At 70.7% G+C, this 14,629-nt stretch carries 12 protein-coding genes; 1 reads left to right on the top strand and 11 read right to left on the bottom strand.

Annotated features, from left to right (window positions below):
* Positions 1-74: 74 nt before the first annotated feature.
* The 10 genes from IEY73_RS31740 to IEY73_RS31695 form a co-directional block, all read right to left on the bottom strand.
* Positions 75-797, bottom strand: coding sequence for a DUF932 domain-containing protein (locus tag IEY73_RS31740; protein WP_229716348.1), 723 nt, complete (start codon positions 795-797; stop codon positions 75-77).
* 70 nt (positions 798-867) lie between these two features.
* The gene (locus IEY73_RS31735; RefSeq protein WP_189083045.1) at positions 868-1,878 is read right to left on the bottom strand and encodes a DNA-processing protein DprA; all 1,011 of its coding nucleotides are present in this window, start codon (positions 1,876-1,878) and stop codon (positions 868-870) included.
* 72 nt (positions 1,879-1,950) lie between these two features.
* The gene (locus tag IEY73_RS31730; protein ID WP_189083044.1) at positions 1,951-3,285 is read right to left on the bottom strand and encodes a MarR family transcriptional regulator; all 1,335 of its coding nucleotides are present in this window, start codon (positions 3,283-3,285) and stop codon (positions 1,951-1,953) included.
* Between the two features lie 162 nt (positions 3,286-3,447).
* A complete protein-coding gene (locus tag IEY73_RS31725; protein WP_189083043.1) occupies positions 3,448-4,149 on the bottom strand; it encodes a hypothetical protein in 702 nt (233 codons plus the stop codon).
* A 321-nt stretch (positions 4,150-4,470) separates the two neighbouring features.
* Positions 4,471-5,322, bottom strand: a complete 852-nt coding sequence (locus IEY73_RS31720; RefSeq protein WP_189083042.1) for a replication-relaxation family protein — start codon at positions 5,320-5,322, stop codon at positions 4,471-4,473.
* 207 nt (positions 5,323-5,529) lie between these two features.
* Positions 5,530-7,995 (bottom strand): type IV secretory system conjugative DNA transfer family protein, encoded by a 2,466-nt coding sequence (locus IEY73_RS31715; protein ID WP_189083041.1) that lies wholly within the window; start codon positions 7,993-7,995, stop codon positions 5,530-5,532.
* Positions 7,992-9,737, bottom strand: a complete 1,746-nt coding sequence (locus IEY73_RS31710) for a VirB4 family type IV secretion system protein (RefSeq protein ID WP_229716347.1) — start codon at positions 9,735-9,737, stop codon at positions 7,992-7,994. The genes IEY73_RS31715 and IEY73_RS31710 overlap by 4 nt, the downstream gene beginning before the upstream one ends.
* On the bottom strand, positions 9,734-10,624 hold the full coding sequence (locus tag IEY73_RS31705) for a PrgI family protein (RefSeq protein WP_189083040.1): 891 nt from the start codon (positions 10,622-10,624) through the stop codon (positions 9,734-9,736). The genes IEY73_RS31710 and IEY73_RS31705 overlap by 4 nt, the downstream gene beginning before the upstream one ends.
* 2 nt (positions 10,625-10,626) lie before the next feature.
* The gene (locus IEY73_RS31700) at positions 10,627-11,583 is read right to left on the bottom strand and encodes a conjugal transfer protein TrbL family protein (protein ID WP_189083039.1); all 957 of its coding nucleotides are present in this window, start codon (positions 11,581-11,583) and stop codon (positions 10,627-10,629) included.
* Positions 11,584-11,595: 12 nt separating this feature from the next.
* On the bottom strand, positions 11,596-11,886 hold the full coding sequence (locus tag IEY73_RS31695; RefSeq protein WP_189083038.1) for a pilin: 291 nt from the start codon (positions 11,884-11,886) through the stop codon (positions 11,596-11,598).
* Positions 11,887-12,278: 392 nt separating this feature from the next.
* Here IEY73_RS31695 and IEY73_RS31690 point away from each other — a divergent pair, with 392 nt between their 5' ends.
* Entirely contained in the window at positions 12,279-12,926 is a 648-nt protein-coding gene (locus tag IEY73_RS31690; RefSeq protein WP_189083037.1) for a hypothetical protein, read from the top strand.
* Between the two features lie 29 nt (positions 12,927-12,955).
* On the opposite strand, the gene IEY73_RS31685 is transcribed toward IEY73_RS31690, so the two are convergent.
* Entirely contained in the window at positions 12,956-13,969 is a 1,014-nt protein-coding gene (locus tag IEY73_RS31685) for a hypothetical protein (RefSeq protein ID WP_189083036.1), read from the bottom strand.
* Positions 13,970-14,629 lie beyond the last annotated feature (660 nt).

Here is a 14,629-nt window from a genome sequence, read left to right as displayed (position 1 = left end):
GGTCGAACCGTCGTCTCGTCTCAGCCATGAACCTCTATCCCTTAAGGTCTGGCCTCCACGCTAACGGGGGAAGATCAGTTCTCGAAGTCGCGCGTGGTGAGCGTGGTGTGGAGCATGCGTTCGGCGGCTTGTTGGAAGGTGTCGAGGTATTTCCACATCAGGCCGAGGGCTTCGCGGGCTTGGCTGATCTGGGAGCCGACGTTGCTGGTGTGCCGGAAGGTGTAGTGGCCGACGGCGTGGGCGAACGCGGCGCGTTGGGTGTTGGCGCAGACGACCCGGATGGGGCTGGCGTCCACGCGCAGCGCGGCGGTGCCGTCGTGGCTGGTGGTGCCGATCAGGTACAGGTCGAGCCGGTCGGCGCCGGCGATGGTCATGGTGTCGGGCAGTTTCATGGTGACGAAGACGCTTTTGCCCCTACGGAGGCTGCCGGCGGTTTCGAAGTGGGCGCCGCCGGTCTGGTCGACGAGCCGGTCGAGCATGTCGGCGCATTGTTCGTTTTGCACGACGGTGTAGTCGGTGCCGACGACGCCCAGGTATTCGGTTCGGCCGGTGGCCGGGTTGCGGCGTACGGTCATCCGTTTGTCGTCGGCGGGGATCTGCGTTTCGGCGCCGTCGACGAGGTCGATGCCGGCCAGGGGGATGGTGCGTACGCCCCAGTCGCCGAGCCGGGCGGCGGTCATGATCTCTTCGGCTTTCATGGTGGTCTGGGTGACGGTGCCCAGGCGGTGCCAGGCCGATATCCGGGCGCTGGCGAATGCGGTGGTGCCGTCGGTGAACGTTTCCAGTTCGTGAGGCACGGCAGGTCTCTCCTTTTCGTACGCGGATGCTGGGCCGGGCGCGGAATGCGCCCGGCCTGTGGACGGGAGGTCAGGAGGGTTCTTGGTGGTTGCCGGGCGGCTCGGTGCCGCGGTGGGCGGGCTCGGTGGTGCGGGCGATCGTTTCCAGGACGTCGGGGAACCCGGTGACCAGGACCGCTTGCGGGTAGGTGCGCAGCAGGTCGTGGCAGCCGACGGAGGTGGGCGAGGTGGTCGGGCCGGGTACGGCCATCGCGGCTCGGTGCAACGCCAGCGCCCATCGCGCGGTCCTGACGGCGGCGCTGCGCGAGGCCGCTTCGGTGAGCACGGTCCCGACCGTGGCCGCGGCGATCATCCGGTCACGGGCCGGGAAGCGCTGGTGTGCCGGTTCGAAGCCGGGCGGCCAGGCGCTGACGAGTAGTCCGGTCTCGGTGATGCGGTCGAACAGCATCGAGTTGCCGGCGGGGTGGGGCCGGTCCAGGCCGCAGGCCAGCACGGCCACCGTGCGGCCTGCGGCGGCCAGGGCAGCGCGGTGGGCCGCGGCGTCGACGCCGAACGCGCCGCCGGACACGATCGTCCAGTCGTGCTGGGCGAGCCCGTACGCGATGTCGGTGGTCACGTGGACGCCGTAGCCGCTGGCCGCCTGCGCGCCCACGACCGCGACCGCGCGGTGCAGGGCCGCGTTCAGGGGTTGTTGTCCGCGGACCCACAGGCACAGCGGCGGCCGGACGTCCTGGTGGGACCGTCCGGGTGTGTTCGACCGCAGGGCGGCCAGGTCGTCGAGGCGGTCGGGCCACTCGGGGTCGCCGGGGACCACGAGGCGCACGTCGATGCGGTCGGCGCGGATCAGGGCCGTCTCGGCCAGCCGTTGCGGGTCGAACCCGCCCATCTGCGCCCGGACCTTCGCGGAGAGCCTGACGCCGTCCACATCACCGGCGAGCAGCCGCTGCAGGGCGGCGGGAGCTCCGTCGGCCTGCACGAGCGACCAGAGTGCCGGGTTGCCCGGCTCGGCGAGCCAGCTGAGCGCGACCCGCGCGACCCGGTCGGCGTCGCGTTCCGCCGAGTCCTTTTCCGTGTTGTTCATTTGCTGTCGGTCCTTTCGGGTACGGCTGCGGCGCCGAGCGTGGGCTCGGCGCCGCAGGGTCGGGTGTGGCGGTCAGGCCGGGTCGGGTCCGGTGTCGAGGGAGTCCGGCGGTACGTCCGCGGGTTCCGCACCGTCCGCGTCGAGATCGGTGGCGTCGCCGTCGGTGGGTGCGGGGAAGGTGAACGTCAGCGGGGTCTCGGAGACCAGCAGGAGGTGCCCGGCGGCGGCGGCCTTGGTGCAGTTGTTGCGCACCGCGCCGGGGCTGACCGTGCGGCCGAGTCGCGCGCCGATCGCCGCGGCGATCTCCTGCGGTGTCAACGGCCGGCCGGGATAGGCCGCCAGCACCTCGGTGGTGAGCTTCTCCAGTTCGCCGCGGGCGAAGGGCTGGCTACCGTCGGCGTTGACGGTCGAATCGGTGCGCCGTCCAACGGGGGCGGCGCCGCCGGGGGCGCGCTGGGGAGCGCGGGTGGGCAGGGCCACGACGTGGATCTGCCCGTCCGGCCCGGCGACGTGCAGGGTCTGGTCCGGGCGGATCAGCGGCTGCACCGCCGCGATCGCGGTCGGGGCGCTGCGGACGACTTGCGCGCACAGCGGGCAGCGGGGCGGTTGCGGGTACGGGTCGACCTCGCTGGCCTTGGTCGGCCCGGTGACCCACCGCTCGGGCACGCCGGGACGGCGACGGGCGGCGTCGGCCTGCTCCATCGCGGCCAGCAGCCGCGTCGTGGTCGCCTGGCTGATCCCGCTCTCGGCCACAATCACGTCCATGGTGGCGCCGTCGTCGCCGTGCTCGGCCAGGACGCCCTTGATGGCCATGACCTTGCGGTCGCCCGGACGCGGCGCCACGACCGTGGCCGGGCGGGCGCCTGCGGCGCCTTCGCCTTCCTCGGCAGTGTCCTGATCGCACGGTGTTCCGGCGTCGACGGCTTCACCGTCGTGGTCACCGGCGTCGTCGTCCGGGTCGCCGCCGTCAGCCGGGCCGCCGTCGTCGTCCGGGCCGCCGTCGTCAGCCGGGCCGCCGTCGTCAGCCGGGCCGTCGTCGTCGGAAGCGTCGCCGTCGTCGTACGGGTCGGCCTGCCCGGTGTCGGCGGTGCCGGGCTCGTCGGTCGAGTCGCCCTGGTCGGGGTCGGTCTCGGCCGGGTCGGCTCCCGGGTCAGGCTGGGCTGCCGGGTCGAGTTCGGCGGCGGCGGTGTCCGACAGCGCCCAGCGGGCGGGTGTGCCCTCGGCCGGGTCGGCGCCGGGGTCGACCTCGACGATCAGGCCGGCGTCGGCGAGGGTCTTGATCGCCTTGTCGGTGGTCGAGCGGGCCTTTGCGGACTTGTCGGCCAGCTCGTGGACGCTGCCCTGGCCGAGGTCGGCCACGGCCTGCAGGACGGCCCGCGTCGCGGGTGTCAGTGACTGATGTTCCACAGGTTTCCCTCCTCAAGGGACTCGCGTAGCCCGGCACGGCGCCGGGCTGCGGTGGTGGGGCTGCCGGGTCATCTGCCGGACCCGGACAACCCGGCGATGGCCGGGTACGGCGAAGGCCGGTCGCACCGAGGCGACCGGCCCTTGTCGGGGTTGTGGCGGGGTTCAGGCGAGGGCGAGGGCGCACAGCCGGGCATGGGCGTGCAGGTGGCGCACGTACGCGCAGGCGTCGTTGAGGAACCGGAACCGGTCGGCGACCGAGTCACTCGCCGGTTGCAGGAGGCGCCCGTCGGTGGTGATCAGCGCGTCGCCGATCAGGGCGACGCGCCAGTGCCACCCGGCGTAGGTGGCTTCTCCGGCCTGGTAGAGGGCCAGCTCGTAGGGGTCGAACAGGTGCCCGTCGGCGTGGGCCAGCATGGCCAGCACGCGGGGCTGCTGCTCGAACCGGCGGCGGGCCTCGGCCAGGCTGAGCTTGTCCGGGTCGGCGTGGTGCTGGGCCAGGAAGTCCTCCCACACGCGGGCGGCCGGGGTTGCGGCGCTGATGTGCGCCTGCCAGGCCCGCCACCGGGTGATCGCCGCGTTGGCGGCGATCAGGGACATGCCCGGCAGGTCGAGGCGGCTCTTACGGCCCCCGGCGGCGAACGTGACCGCGCCGAAGCGGCGGGCGGCGTCCAGCAGGTAGTAGCCGAAGAACCGGCTCAGCCAGCCGATCAGCCGGCGGTGCCGTACGCGGAACCGGCGGGCCGGGATGCCGTTGGCGGCCATGATGTCGTTGACCTTCTCGGAGGCGGCGAACCAGTCGGCGTCCTGGCCGGGTTCGAAGCAGACGGTCACGATCTGGTCGGTGAGCGGGGTGGGCTTGGGCATGACGGGGTGCTCCCTTCACGAAGCAGTTCGGGGATGGACGCGGGGGTGGTGCCACCGGGTCGCGGCGTCTGGACCGGCGGGAAAGATTGCCGAGGGGCGCGGGGCGCAGAGCACCAGCCGACGGGAAGGTGGGCTATGAGGTGAGCTGGGCCGGGCGCGGGGCAATCCCGCACAGGGGTCGAGACGGGCGGCGGTGCGAGCAAAAGGAACAGAAGAAGCTGCACCGTAGCTTCGTGAGCTGACAGCGCCACCTCTGTCAGGATTCGCGATCATGGCCGTGACCTGAGCTGACGGGCCCGCCGGTGGAGCTGTCAGCGGCTGTCAGAGGACGAAGACTCCGTCTTCGTAGTTGGGGTTGTCGGCCATCGGCTGGCCATGGTCGCTCGGCAGCGCGCCGAGCGGGATCCGGCCGGTGGAGCCGCGTGGAAGCCACACCGTCCCGGCGGGCTCGCTGGTGTGGACCGCCGTCGCGGCGGCGACCGTGGTGTGCTGGCCGTGCAGAACCCGGTGGAGGTGTTCCTCGCGTTGCTCGTTGTCGAGCCAGAACAGCACCGGGTACCGCGGGCCGCCGCGCCGGGCGAGTTTGGCGTAGCGGTCGAGCTTGGCGACCAGGCGGCCGAGCGGTTCGCTGCCGGTGTCGGTCTCCAGGAAGAACCCCACCGTCGTGTCGCCGGTGGTCCAGAGGCCGTGCCCGTCTGCGGTGATGGTCCGGTACTGCTTGGTGGTGGCCTGTTCGGACCACCAGCGGTCGAGTCGGGCTTTGTCGTGCCGGCGGGCGTGCTCGGTGAGGCGGACGAAGAACTCGTTGGTCAGCACGAGGTGGGCCAGGTGCGGGTTGGCTGAGAGCCGCTGAACGCTCTGGTTGCTGGCCCGCGGTGTGGGTTCGGGCCGTTCGTGGGTGGCGGCTTGGAAGCGGCGTCCGTTGTGGCCGAGCGTCCAGTGCCATGGGTGGCTACCGCCGCCGTCGCGGGAGAACCGGAACCGTTCGATCAGGCCCAGGGCGGCGAGCTCGTTGAGGCGTAGCTGGCAGGTGCGCCGGGCGGTGAACAGCATGCGGTGGATCTGGCTGGTGGTCAGGATCTGGTGGTCGTCGAGGAGTTGGAGCAGGAGCCGGTCACGGCTGGTGATGTGGGGATAGATGGCCAGCAGGCTGGTCGTCCGTGGTAGCGGCATACGGCTCACCCCGGGTGGAGAGAGAACCCCTGTAGGGAGTCTGGACGAGTGGATCTTGAATTTGGGGGCGGTGTCCGGGGCGCCTGCCCAGCTCAGGCACCTGACAGCGCGTGTACGGGAGGCTCGTCTGGGGTCTCGTGTCGCAGACACCCCCAGACGAGCCCTCGATGCCGCACCCAGACGAGCCCCCGAGCGCAGCCGGGGTTGTCAGCGGTCCCGGCTGGTCATGCGCCGCTTCATCGCCGTGCGAGCTAGCTGCTGCATCGGCGGTTCCTGTCCGGCGGGTGTGTTCGCGGCGGCGCATGCCTGCCGGATCGCGGTCGGCTCCCTGGCGGGATCGGTGGGCGGGTTGGTGACGAGCGTGAACGCCGGAAGTTCCCGGTTGCCGACCAGCAGCCGGGCCGCGGCGGTGAAGACGTCCAGATGAGACAGATCATGCTCGTCCACTTCCGGTTTCGTGTGCCGCGACAGCTCCCGCGCGTCGGCGGGGTCGACGTTGAAGAACACCTTCGACCGGGCGTTCGCCGATATCGCCGCGGCAACGTCCTTGGGTAGCTGGGCGAGATCCTGATGGGCCAGGACCATGCCGAGCCGGTATCCGCGTGCCTCGGCCAGCATGTCGCCGACGCTGCCCGGCAGCGTGAGGAAGTTCTGCACCTCATCCACGTACAGCGTGGCGTCTTTGCGTTCCTTCTCGGGGATCGCGGCGCGGGCGATGGCGGCCTGCCATACCCGGGCGACGATCAGCGAGCCGAGGATGCGGCTGGTCTCCTCACCAAGCTGCCCTTTCGGCAGCCGGCACAGCAGCACCCCGTCATCGAGGATGCGGCGCATGTCGAACGAGCTGTAGGCGTTGCCGATCACGCTCTTGACGAAGTCGCGGAGCAGGAACGCCCGCAGCCTCGCCAGGACCGGGGCGATGACCTGGCCACGGAACTGCTCGTTGATGCCGTCGTACCAGAGCCAGAACCCGCCGAGGCCGTCCGGATCGTCCAGCCCGTGGGTGAACCGGGCGCGGAACTGCCGGTCCTGCAGCAGCGACGGGACCAGACTCAACGTGGGCTTGGCGTGCCGCATGAGCGTCAGGCACGCGACGCGCATGGTGTCGTCCATGCGCGGCCCCCACTGCCCTTGGAAGATCTTCGCGAAGATCCCGACGAGGTTGTCCACCGCCAGGTGCGGATCGCCTTGGTCGTCCAGCGGGTTGAAACAGCCGGGGTTGTCCTGGTCCGGGTCGATGATGACGATCTTGTCCGCGTACGACGCGGGAAGCCGGTCGAGGATGTCGGTGATCAGGTCACCGCGGGGATCGACGACCACCGTCCCGCGCCCGGCCTTGATGTCGCCGAGGATCAGGTTCAGCAGCAGCGTGGACTTGCCGACGCCGGTCTTGCCGACCACGTGCAGGTGCTGCCGCGCGTCGGTGACCTTCAGGCCGATGCTGTGGCGCCCGACCTGGGAGCGGCCCAGGATCTTCACGCCTCGGCCGCCGCCGGGCACCTGCACCGGAGCCGGCACCGCTTTGGCCCGAGCCCGGTCCAGCCCGGGGACGGCCACGTCCTGCGGCAACGCGGCGAGGGCCGCGAGTTCGGGCACGGTGGCCAGAAAGCCGCGCCGCAGCCGACGGCTGGCCAGCGTGGCGACCGGGTGCGGCATCTTCATCCGGCGCAGCCGGTTGGGGCCGGTATAGGTGGCGGCGGCCGCCGCGATCGTGTGCCCGAGCCCGATCAGACGCCGCCGGATCGCGGTGGCCCGTTCCGGGCTCGGCGGCGTCGCGTCCGGCTGAGCGGCGACCGCGAACCGGACCGCGATCTCCCAGTGCGGCACCCGCACCGCCTTCTCGACCATCGTGCGCGCTTGCGCCCCGGCAACCGGGTCCCGGACCTCCGGTCGGGAGACAAGCCGTGCGGCCGCAGTCGACCGGGACGGGCCGGGCAGGAAGCCCTCGAGCAGCCACAGCAACGGCTCGATCGCGAACCGGGCAGCCCCGGCGGTGGCACGGGTCGCCGGGTCGGGCCGCCCGTGCGGATGGCTGCCGGCGATGGTCGCCGACCGGCGGGCCGCCCGCACGCGGCGGGCGGACGCGGGCCGGGCGAGGACCTGCAGGCACGCGTACTCGCGGTGGCGGACCTCGGCCCCGGCCGACAGCAGCGCCCGCAGCGGGTCTACGTCGTGCTCGACACGCAACGGCAGCGCGTCGGCGTGCTCGGGCCAGTGCGCCCCGCCTACCTGCTCTCCCGCGGTGGCCGGGATCGGCGCGGTCGTGTCCGCGGTGGTCATCGTCGCGGCGGGCCAGGCCGCGCGGACGGCGGCCTCGACCGCGCCGGGTGGCACGGTGCCGGGCACCCATACCCGGATGGCCAGGGCGCGGCCGGTCCACGTGTACTCCCAGCCGACGTGCGGGTAACCGTAGATCCGCCGTCGCCACACCGACGGGGTGAGCACCCCGGCCAGGGTGGTCCAGAACGCGGCGGCGGCCTCGGCGGTGACCTCCGGCGGCACGGCGATCGTCACCCACCGAGCGGCGGCGGCGAACCGCCGGTGCCGCCAGCGGAGCACCTGATCGTGGCCGAACACGGCCGCCACGATCAGCGCGGCGGCCACCAGAGCGAGCCAAGGCCGGGCCGCCATCCCCTGCGCCAGGTCGGCGGGCCAGGTCGGCGTGGTGGTCATGCGGTCGCCTCGCCGATCCCGGTTACCGCAATCCGGTGTTCGGCCGCCGACCCGACGCAGCGGAACGGTATCCGCGACCGGCCGGCGACCAGAAGGCCCTCCCCCCGCGGGGCGGCCAGCAGCATCCGGGCTTCTCCGGCGGTCAGCCCGAACGCCTCGGTGACCGTGTCGATCGACTGGGTGGCCTGGCGCATCAAGACCTGGGTCGCCGCGTTGGCGACGACGGCCTGGCCGAGATCGGTGGACAGCACGTCGGCGGCGTCCTGGGTGATCACGCACAGCCCGGCGTGCCGTTTGCGGGCGGCCTTGGCCATGCGGAACAGAAACCGTGCGCCTTCGCCGTCGCGCATCAGCAGCCAGGCTTCGTCGACCACGACGAGTTGCCGCCGCCGCGCGCCGGGGGCTGAGGCGTCGATGCCGGACCAGACCGCGTCCAGGGCGAGCAGCGTGCCGACCGTGCGGAGTTCGTCGCTCAGGTGCCGCAGCGACCACACCGTCAGGTGCGTGCCGGTGGGGGTGGTTGTCGGACCGTCGAACAGGCCGGCGAAGTTCCCGGCAGTCCACGGGGCGAGCCGGGCGGCGAGGTGCCCGGCGGCCGGGTCGCCGTCGTCGGTGAGGGTGGCGGCGAGGTCGCGCAGCAGCGGGGCGGGCCTGGTCCAGGTGGCCGGGTCGACGTTGATCCCGGCGTGGGCGTAGGTCGCGGTGATCGCCCGGTCCAGGGCCGCTCGTTCGGCCGGCGGCGGGGGCGCGCCTAGCATCACCGAGATCAGCGTGTGCAGGAACAGGCCGCGCCGGGTCAGCGTGTCGGGCCGGTGGTCGGAGGGCAGGTCGAACGGGTTGACCCGTACGCCGGGGCGGCCGAGTTGCACGACGGCGCCGCCGACGTGGGCGGCCAGGGGCGTGTATTCGTCTTCGGGGTCGATGACCGCCACAGTCGTGCCCTGGTACAGGTGGCGCAGCACTTCCAGCTTGACGAAGTAGGACTTGCCGGCGCCGGATCGGGCCAGCACGACGCTGTTGTGGTTGTCCTGCGCCCACCGGTTCCACAGCAGCACCCCGTTGCTGGTGGTGTTCACCCCGTACAGCACCCCGTCGGGCGCGGCGACGGCGCCCGGGGGCGGGGCGGGCAGGTCGGCGGAGGCGAGCGGGAACGCCGCGGCCAGGGCGGTGGTGTCCAGGATGCGGCGCATCCGCAGCGGGTCCGCCCCGACCGGCAGGGTGGCGATCCAGCCCTGCTGGTGGCGGAACGTGGCCGGTTGCAGGTCCAGCAGCACCGACGCGGCTGCGGACTGCACGCCGGCGCTGACCGTGGCCAGCTCGTCTGGGGTGCGGGCGTGCACGGTGCAGTAGATGCCGACCTCGAACAGTTTCGCTGCGCCGCGGGCGACCCGGTCGGCCAGGTCGGCGGCGTCATCGGCGGCGGCCTCGGTCATCGGGTCGCCGAGTCTGCCCCGGTCGGCGTCCAGGCGCCGGGATGACTCCAGCCGGGCGCGCTGGCGTTGCAGCATCGGCGCGGCCAACTGCGGCGCGACCGGGGCGATGTGGACGGCGACGTCGACCCGTCCCGGGTAGGACAGCAGGGGGTCGAGCCAGGCCGGGCCGACTTCGGCCGGATAGCCGCACACCGCGAAGGTGGCGGCGTACCCGTCCCCCACCTGCACATGGCGCGGGCTGACCTTCAGGACGGCCGGGGACGGCATCGGCGGCCCGGCCCGCCAGGAATTCCTCATGGACAGGGTCATCGGCTGCTCCGTACGGTGATCGGCGTGCCGGGAACCGCACGCGGGCCCGGCGCTGGTGGGTGGTAGGGGTCGACGGCGGCGGTCAGGGCCGCGGTGACGGCCGCACCGTCCAGAGCGGCGGCTGCGACGCCGAGGCTCGTCAGGGCGCGTACGGCGTTCTCGGTGGTGTGCTCGCCGGTGACCACGGCCAGGACGTGGCGGCGCAGCGGGTCACGTTCGGCGTCCAGATCCGCCAGGAACGCCGCGTGGTCCTCGGCGGCGGTCTGCAACGCCGGATGCGGCAGCCGGGCTGCGGCGTCGGCGGTCGCCTGCGCGTACCCGGTCAGGTCGTGGCGTTGCGCGGACACCAGCAGTTGCACCGGGCCGGTCAGGCCGTTGAGGAACCGGCCGAACCCGTCCAACAGCGCTTCCTGCTCTGCCCCGGTGCGCAGGTGCAGATTCGTGGTGCCGCAGGCGATCAGCACCTTCGGGCTGCCCTCGCTGGTCAGCACACCGGCCGGGCTGATGCTGGTGACCGGCGAGCGCAGCGGCGCCGGCACCCGCGGCGCGTCCGCCACGACCACCACCGGTGACGGCCGCGCCGCCCCCGGCGTGAACACACGCGGGCTGCGGGCGAAGGTGACCCCGTGCCGCAGCCACACCTGCAGCGGGAGCCCGTCGCGGCGGCCCAGAGCCACGGTCACCGCCACCGCGAACAGCAGGAGCCCGGCCACCGCCCAGACCGGTGGTGGCAGCAGCGGCCCGAACAGGCGGTAGCAGCCGAGCGCGGCCAGGCCGGGCCCGCCGATGATGGCGAGCTGGCGGAAGGTCAGCCCGAACGCGATCCGGTCCGGCTCGGCCACATCGGCGGGGACCGCCGCGCGGGGGCTGTCATCGACGCTGTTCACAATCACTCCGGGTTGAGGTAGACGTTGCGCAGCCGGCGGTAGTGGTGATGGGTGTGCGTGCTCGCATCGACCCGCGGCGGCGGGGTTCTGCGGACGGCGCGGGTCATGCCCTGCACGGCGACGGTGCGCCACACCACCGCGAGCAGGGTCGGGCCGCCGCGGCTGAGCACGTACCGGCGCATCAGGGCGGGGATACGCACCGTGGTCCACAGCACCACGATCACCAGCAGCAGATTCACCGTCTCCGAACCCGACCCGCCGGCCGGCAGGTTCGCGCCCGGATCCAGCAGCAGGCCGATACCGGCCGAGAACGCGACCGCCTGCAGCGCGGGCGTGGCCAGGCAGCCCAGCACGGTACGCACCCACAGGTCCGCGGCGCCTTTGGTCCAGGGCGTGGCGTAACAGGCCAGCGCGGCCGGGGCGATCCCGGCCAAAACCAGCAGCACGGCGATACGTGTCAGCCAGCCGACGCCCAGCATGACCATCAGCACCACGATCAGCAGGCCGATGACCACCATCAGGAACGAATCGGTGTTGTCGGTCAGCGCCGACGCCAGCCGGTCACGCACATAGCCCACCGCGTGCGTGGTCGGCGCGGACCGGCCCGTCATCGCCACCGTCAACGCGTTCGCGACCCGGATCAGCACCCCCGTCAGCGGAACCGCGAACACCGACAGCACCAAACCGACCACCAGCCGCGGCGTCAACTGTTTGAGGCCGTACCGCAGCTCGATCGAGTCCCCGGCCATCGCCGCGATACCCACGGCGATGATCGCCAGGACGAAACAGGCGTCGACCACCAGCGTGCTCCTGCCCGCCAGCGCCGTCACCTGCGGCAGGCCGGTCACGTCCGGGGACAGGAAAATCTGCGGGGTCACCAAGCCCAGCAGGTCGCCGAACACCTCCAGGATCTGACCGGCGAGCCAGCCGAGCAGACCGTCCATCAGCCAGTCGACCATCACACGGCTCCGTCAGCGCCCGAGGATGCCCTGCAGGACCCGCAGGATCACCGGGGCCAGAAACGCCAGCGCGTAGCCGATCAACGCCGATTTCACGTTGCCTTTGGCCTGCTCCACCTGCGCCGGGTCACCACCGGCGGCCATGTACCGCAAGCCGCCGATGACCAGGAACAGCGTCGCGACCAGAGCGATGATGCCCATGATCCAGCCGGTGATGCCATCGATGACCTCGGGAATGGACTTGGGTTGCGGCTGCGCCGCAACGGCGGCCAGACCGGACAGCGACAAACGAGTCGGATGCATCGCGGCGCTCCACACAGAATCTGCACAGCCGCCGCGGCAGGGGCCACGGTGAGACCGGTCCGGTCCGGGTAGGGGCGCGCCTCCTCAACGATGATGAGAAAGCCAACAGCGGTGTCAGTACGCCGCGCCAGCCATGCCGGACCACCGGACTCGCCGACAGGACGGCCCCCGCCGGGCGGGCATGCCGTGGATGACATGCACCGCCCAGACCGCCGTTGTCAGGCCGATCGAACCCGCAACGCGCCTGTCGCGACCTGACAAGGGCGCCTGGTGGGAGCGCGACGCGCTAGCCGTCTGACGGGCACGCCTAGCCGTGCGGCTTCCATTGCTTCCGGCGAAGTGGTGTCGTTCACTGACCCCGCCACCGATCTCGGCGACTGGAAGGCGGCGACATGAGCAGGACACGGGTCGGGATCGGCGTGGCGATCGTGGGGATCGCCAGCTATCTCGCAGTAGACCCTGGAGAACGCGCGGATCTCGCCGTACGCGCTCTGGCTGCGTCCTGGCCCTACCTACTCGCGATCTTCGCGGTGGCAGCGACGCTGGCGGCAATTGTTGATCTTCGCCGGCTCGCCGGAGCCATGCTGATCGCAGCGACAGCGGCCACAGCGCTGTTGTACCGGTGGGCAAGCCCATCCGTGCTCGGGTATCTGCCCTTTGCCGCAGCGGCCGTGGGTGCCGGCATCGCGCTGAGCGGCCAGCATTCCCGCCTACGTGACAGGATCGTCTCGATCGCGTGGACTTCGCGCTGGGCTCCGCACGGTGACCTGCCGGCCCGTTTGACGGTGACCTGCGTCCTCGGCGCGCTGTATCTAGATCTTCGGGGAACCTCCGTGCCGAGCGGAACGAAGGTCAACATCAGTACATACGTTGGATACGTGCGGCTCAAGGTCCCAGTCCAGTGGAACCTCGGCCTTGATGGAGACGGGTCCGTCCTGGTCACGGTGGACGAGCGAGGCCGCCGCGACAAGATCACCAACCCGTCGCTACGTCTTCAGACCGGCGGCATGATCGGCACGATCGTCGTGGACCGCTGCTGAGCAGACGCCCCGGACGGCCCGGCTTCACGTCAACCGGCGCCGAGCCGGTCTCGCAACCATTGGATGGCCCGCGCGCGTGGAGGCTCCGCATGCGCGTACCGCTGATTGGCCAGGTAGGTCCGCGCATCCTTCGGATTGGCCTCTTGGAAATGTGCGGACAGCATCTCAGCCTGCTTGTACTCTTCGTCCGGGGTTGCGGGCAGCGGCTGGTGCAAGGCCTCCAACATGTCGAACCGGTGGCGGTCGAACGCCACCTGCTGGAGGATCCCTTGAGTCACCGTCGAGGCGATTGCTCCACGGTAAGACGCATAGGACAAGAAGAGGGCCGCGGCCGGAACCCACCACAGTGCCAGGTCATCCCAGAAGGCAGCGACGGCAAGCAGCGCAACTACCAGGAAGGTAAGGCAGAAGACTGCGGCAGCATCCACTGCGTCCACCGCCGAGCGGTAGGCGAGCGCGAGCGAATCCGGCAGCCCCACGTACAACCGAGGCCAAGCATCGATTGTCTCCCATCCAAATCGTTCGCCAGCCCGACGCTCGCCAGCCCGCAACGCGTTCCCCAGCCGGGTCGGCAGCAAGTCGGCCTCGTCGGGAGGATAAAGGTCTAGCTGGCGCTTGGCGCGGTCCCGGCGTAGCCGGTATCGCATGAACTCACGCTGACTGACGATCTGGTCTTCCAGGCGAGGGTATGGTTGAGCCGGTGACGAGCGATCTGCGGTGGCCGAATCGACGGCGTCGGCCACTTCACGGGCATGTGACAGCTCTTCTTTCATTCGCTCCATTCGGTCTCGGTGTCTTGCCGCGCCCATTCGGAAGAGGGCGCCGGCCGCTTTGGAATCCCCCCAATATCCTTCCAGCAAGCGGATAAATCCGAAGTGAAAGCTCTGCAGGATGGCGGTCAATACAACGACCATCAAGAGGAAAAGCAGGACCAAGCCACCTCGGTTTATGTCAAAGTTTTCAGGCAAAAGATCCGCAATGGAGAGATTGGATCGGGAGAATGCCCTGGCACGCGCTAGTAGCCAAACGGCGGTAGTCAGCACAGTACTAGGCAAGATGCCGACCGCGAATAGACGGCCGAAGGTGGTCGATCCCGCAGTTATGAGCGCAGTAGGCCACATGGCTACTCTCCGACCCGAAATGGTCTCGGCCAATGTAGACCCCAGCGGTGCGCCGGCTTCCCGGGGTCCTCCGCCACGGAGTAATAGAGAACCGTCCCGCAGCCAGGATGATCGCACCTGCGGCGCACGAATAAAACGTCCTCTATGCGGCGTTCGCCGCACCCATGCGGACAGAGGTCAGGCGGGCTCGCATACGGCTGCTTCCGCAGAACGTGTTTGCACTCATAGCCCCAGTAGACTTTTGGACCCTCCTTCGAGTCGCCCGCTGGTGTGGTGTATCTGCTGGTGAAGTACAGTGCAGCACCTAATGCCCCACGCAGTCGGCCACTCACCAGGGCACCTCCCCGCCACGAGGTTGTGACGCCGCGAACGCAGTATCTCGGACGAGAGTCCATGACCAACAGAGCTATATCGCCAAACGCGACAGCCCCGGCCGCGACCAGGACAAGATCAATGAAAACCGCGGACTTTGCGGGAGCTACGGCGTCCTGTAAAGACCCCGTTCCCTAGTACTCCAGCCGGGGATCGTGATCACGGTTCGATGAGGGCTTGTCGGGCGTAGTGGCTGTTCATGGCTCTGGC

The organism is Mangrovihabitans endophyticus (assembly GCF_014646155.1).
GTDB classification, from domain to species: Bacteria; Actinomycetota; Actinomycetes; order Mycobacteriales; family Micromonosporaceae; genus Actinoplanes; species Actinoplanes endophyticus.
Note: the sequence above shows the minus strand (reverse complement) of the source record. Positions and strands in the feature narration are given on the sequence as shown.

Excerpts from the sequence above, each read along its gene's own strand:
- IEY73_RS31700 (WP_189083039.1), bottom strand. The coding sequence starts at position 11,583 with ATGGTCGACTGGCTGATGGACGGTCTGCTCGGCTGGCTCGCCGGTCAG.
- IEY73_RS31690 (WP_189083037.1), top strand. The coding sequence starts at position 12,279 with ATGAGCAGGACACGGGTCGGGATCGGCGTGGCGATCGTGGGGATCGCC.
- IEY73_RS31735 (WP_189083045.1), bottom strand. The coding sequence starts at position 1,878 with ATGAACAACACGGAAAAGGACTCGGCGGAACGCGACGCCGACCGGGTC.
- IEY73_RS31710 (WP_229716347.1), bottom strand. The coding sequence starts at position 9,737 with ATGACCCTGTCCATGAGGAATTCCTGGCGGGCCGGGCCGCCGATGCCG.
- IEY73_RS31720 (WP_189083042.1), bottom strand. The coding sequence starts at position 5,322 with ATGCCGCTACCACGGACGACCAGCCTGCTGGCCATCTATCCCCACATC.
- IEY73_RS31725 (WP_189083043.1), bottom strand. The coding sequence starts at position 4,149 with ATGCCCAAGCCCACCCCGCTCACCGACCAGATCGTGACCGTCTGCTTC.
- IEY73_RS31715 (WP_189083041.1), bottom strand. The coding sequence starts at position 7,995 with ATGACCACCACGCCGACCTGGCCCGCCGACCTGGCGCAGGGGATGGCG.
- IEY73_RS31695 (WP_189083038.1), bottom strand. The coding sequence starts at position 11,886 with ATGCATCCGACTCGTTTGTCGCTGTCCGGTCTGGCCGCCGTTGCGGCG.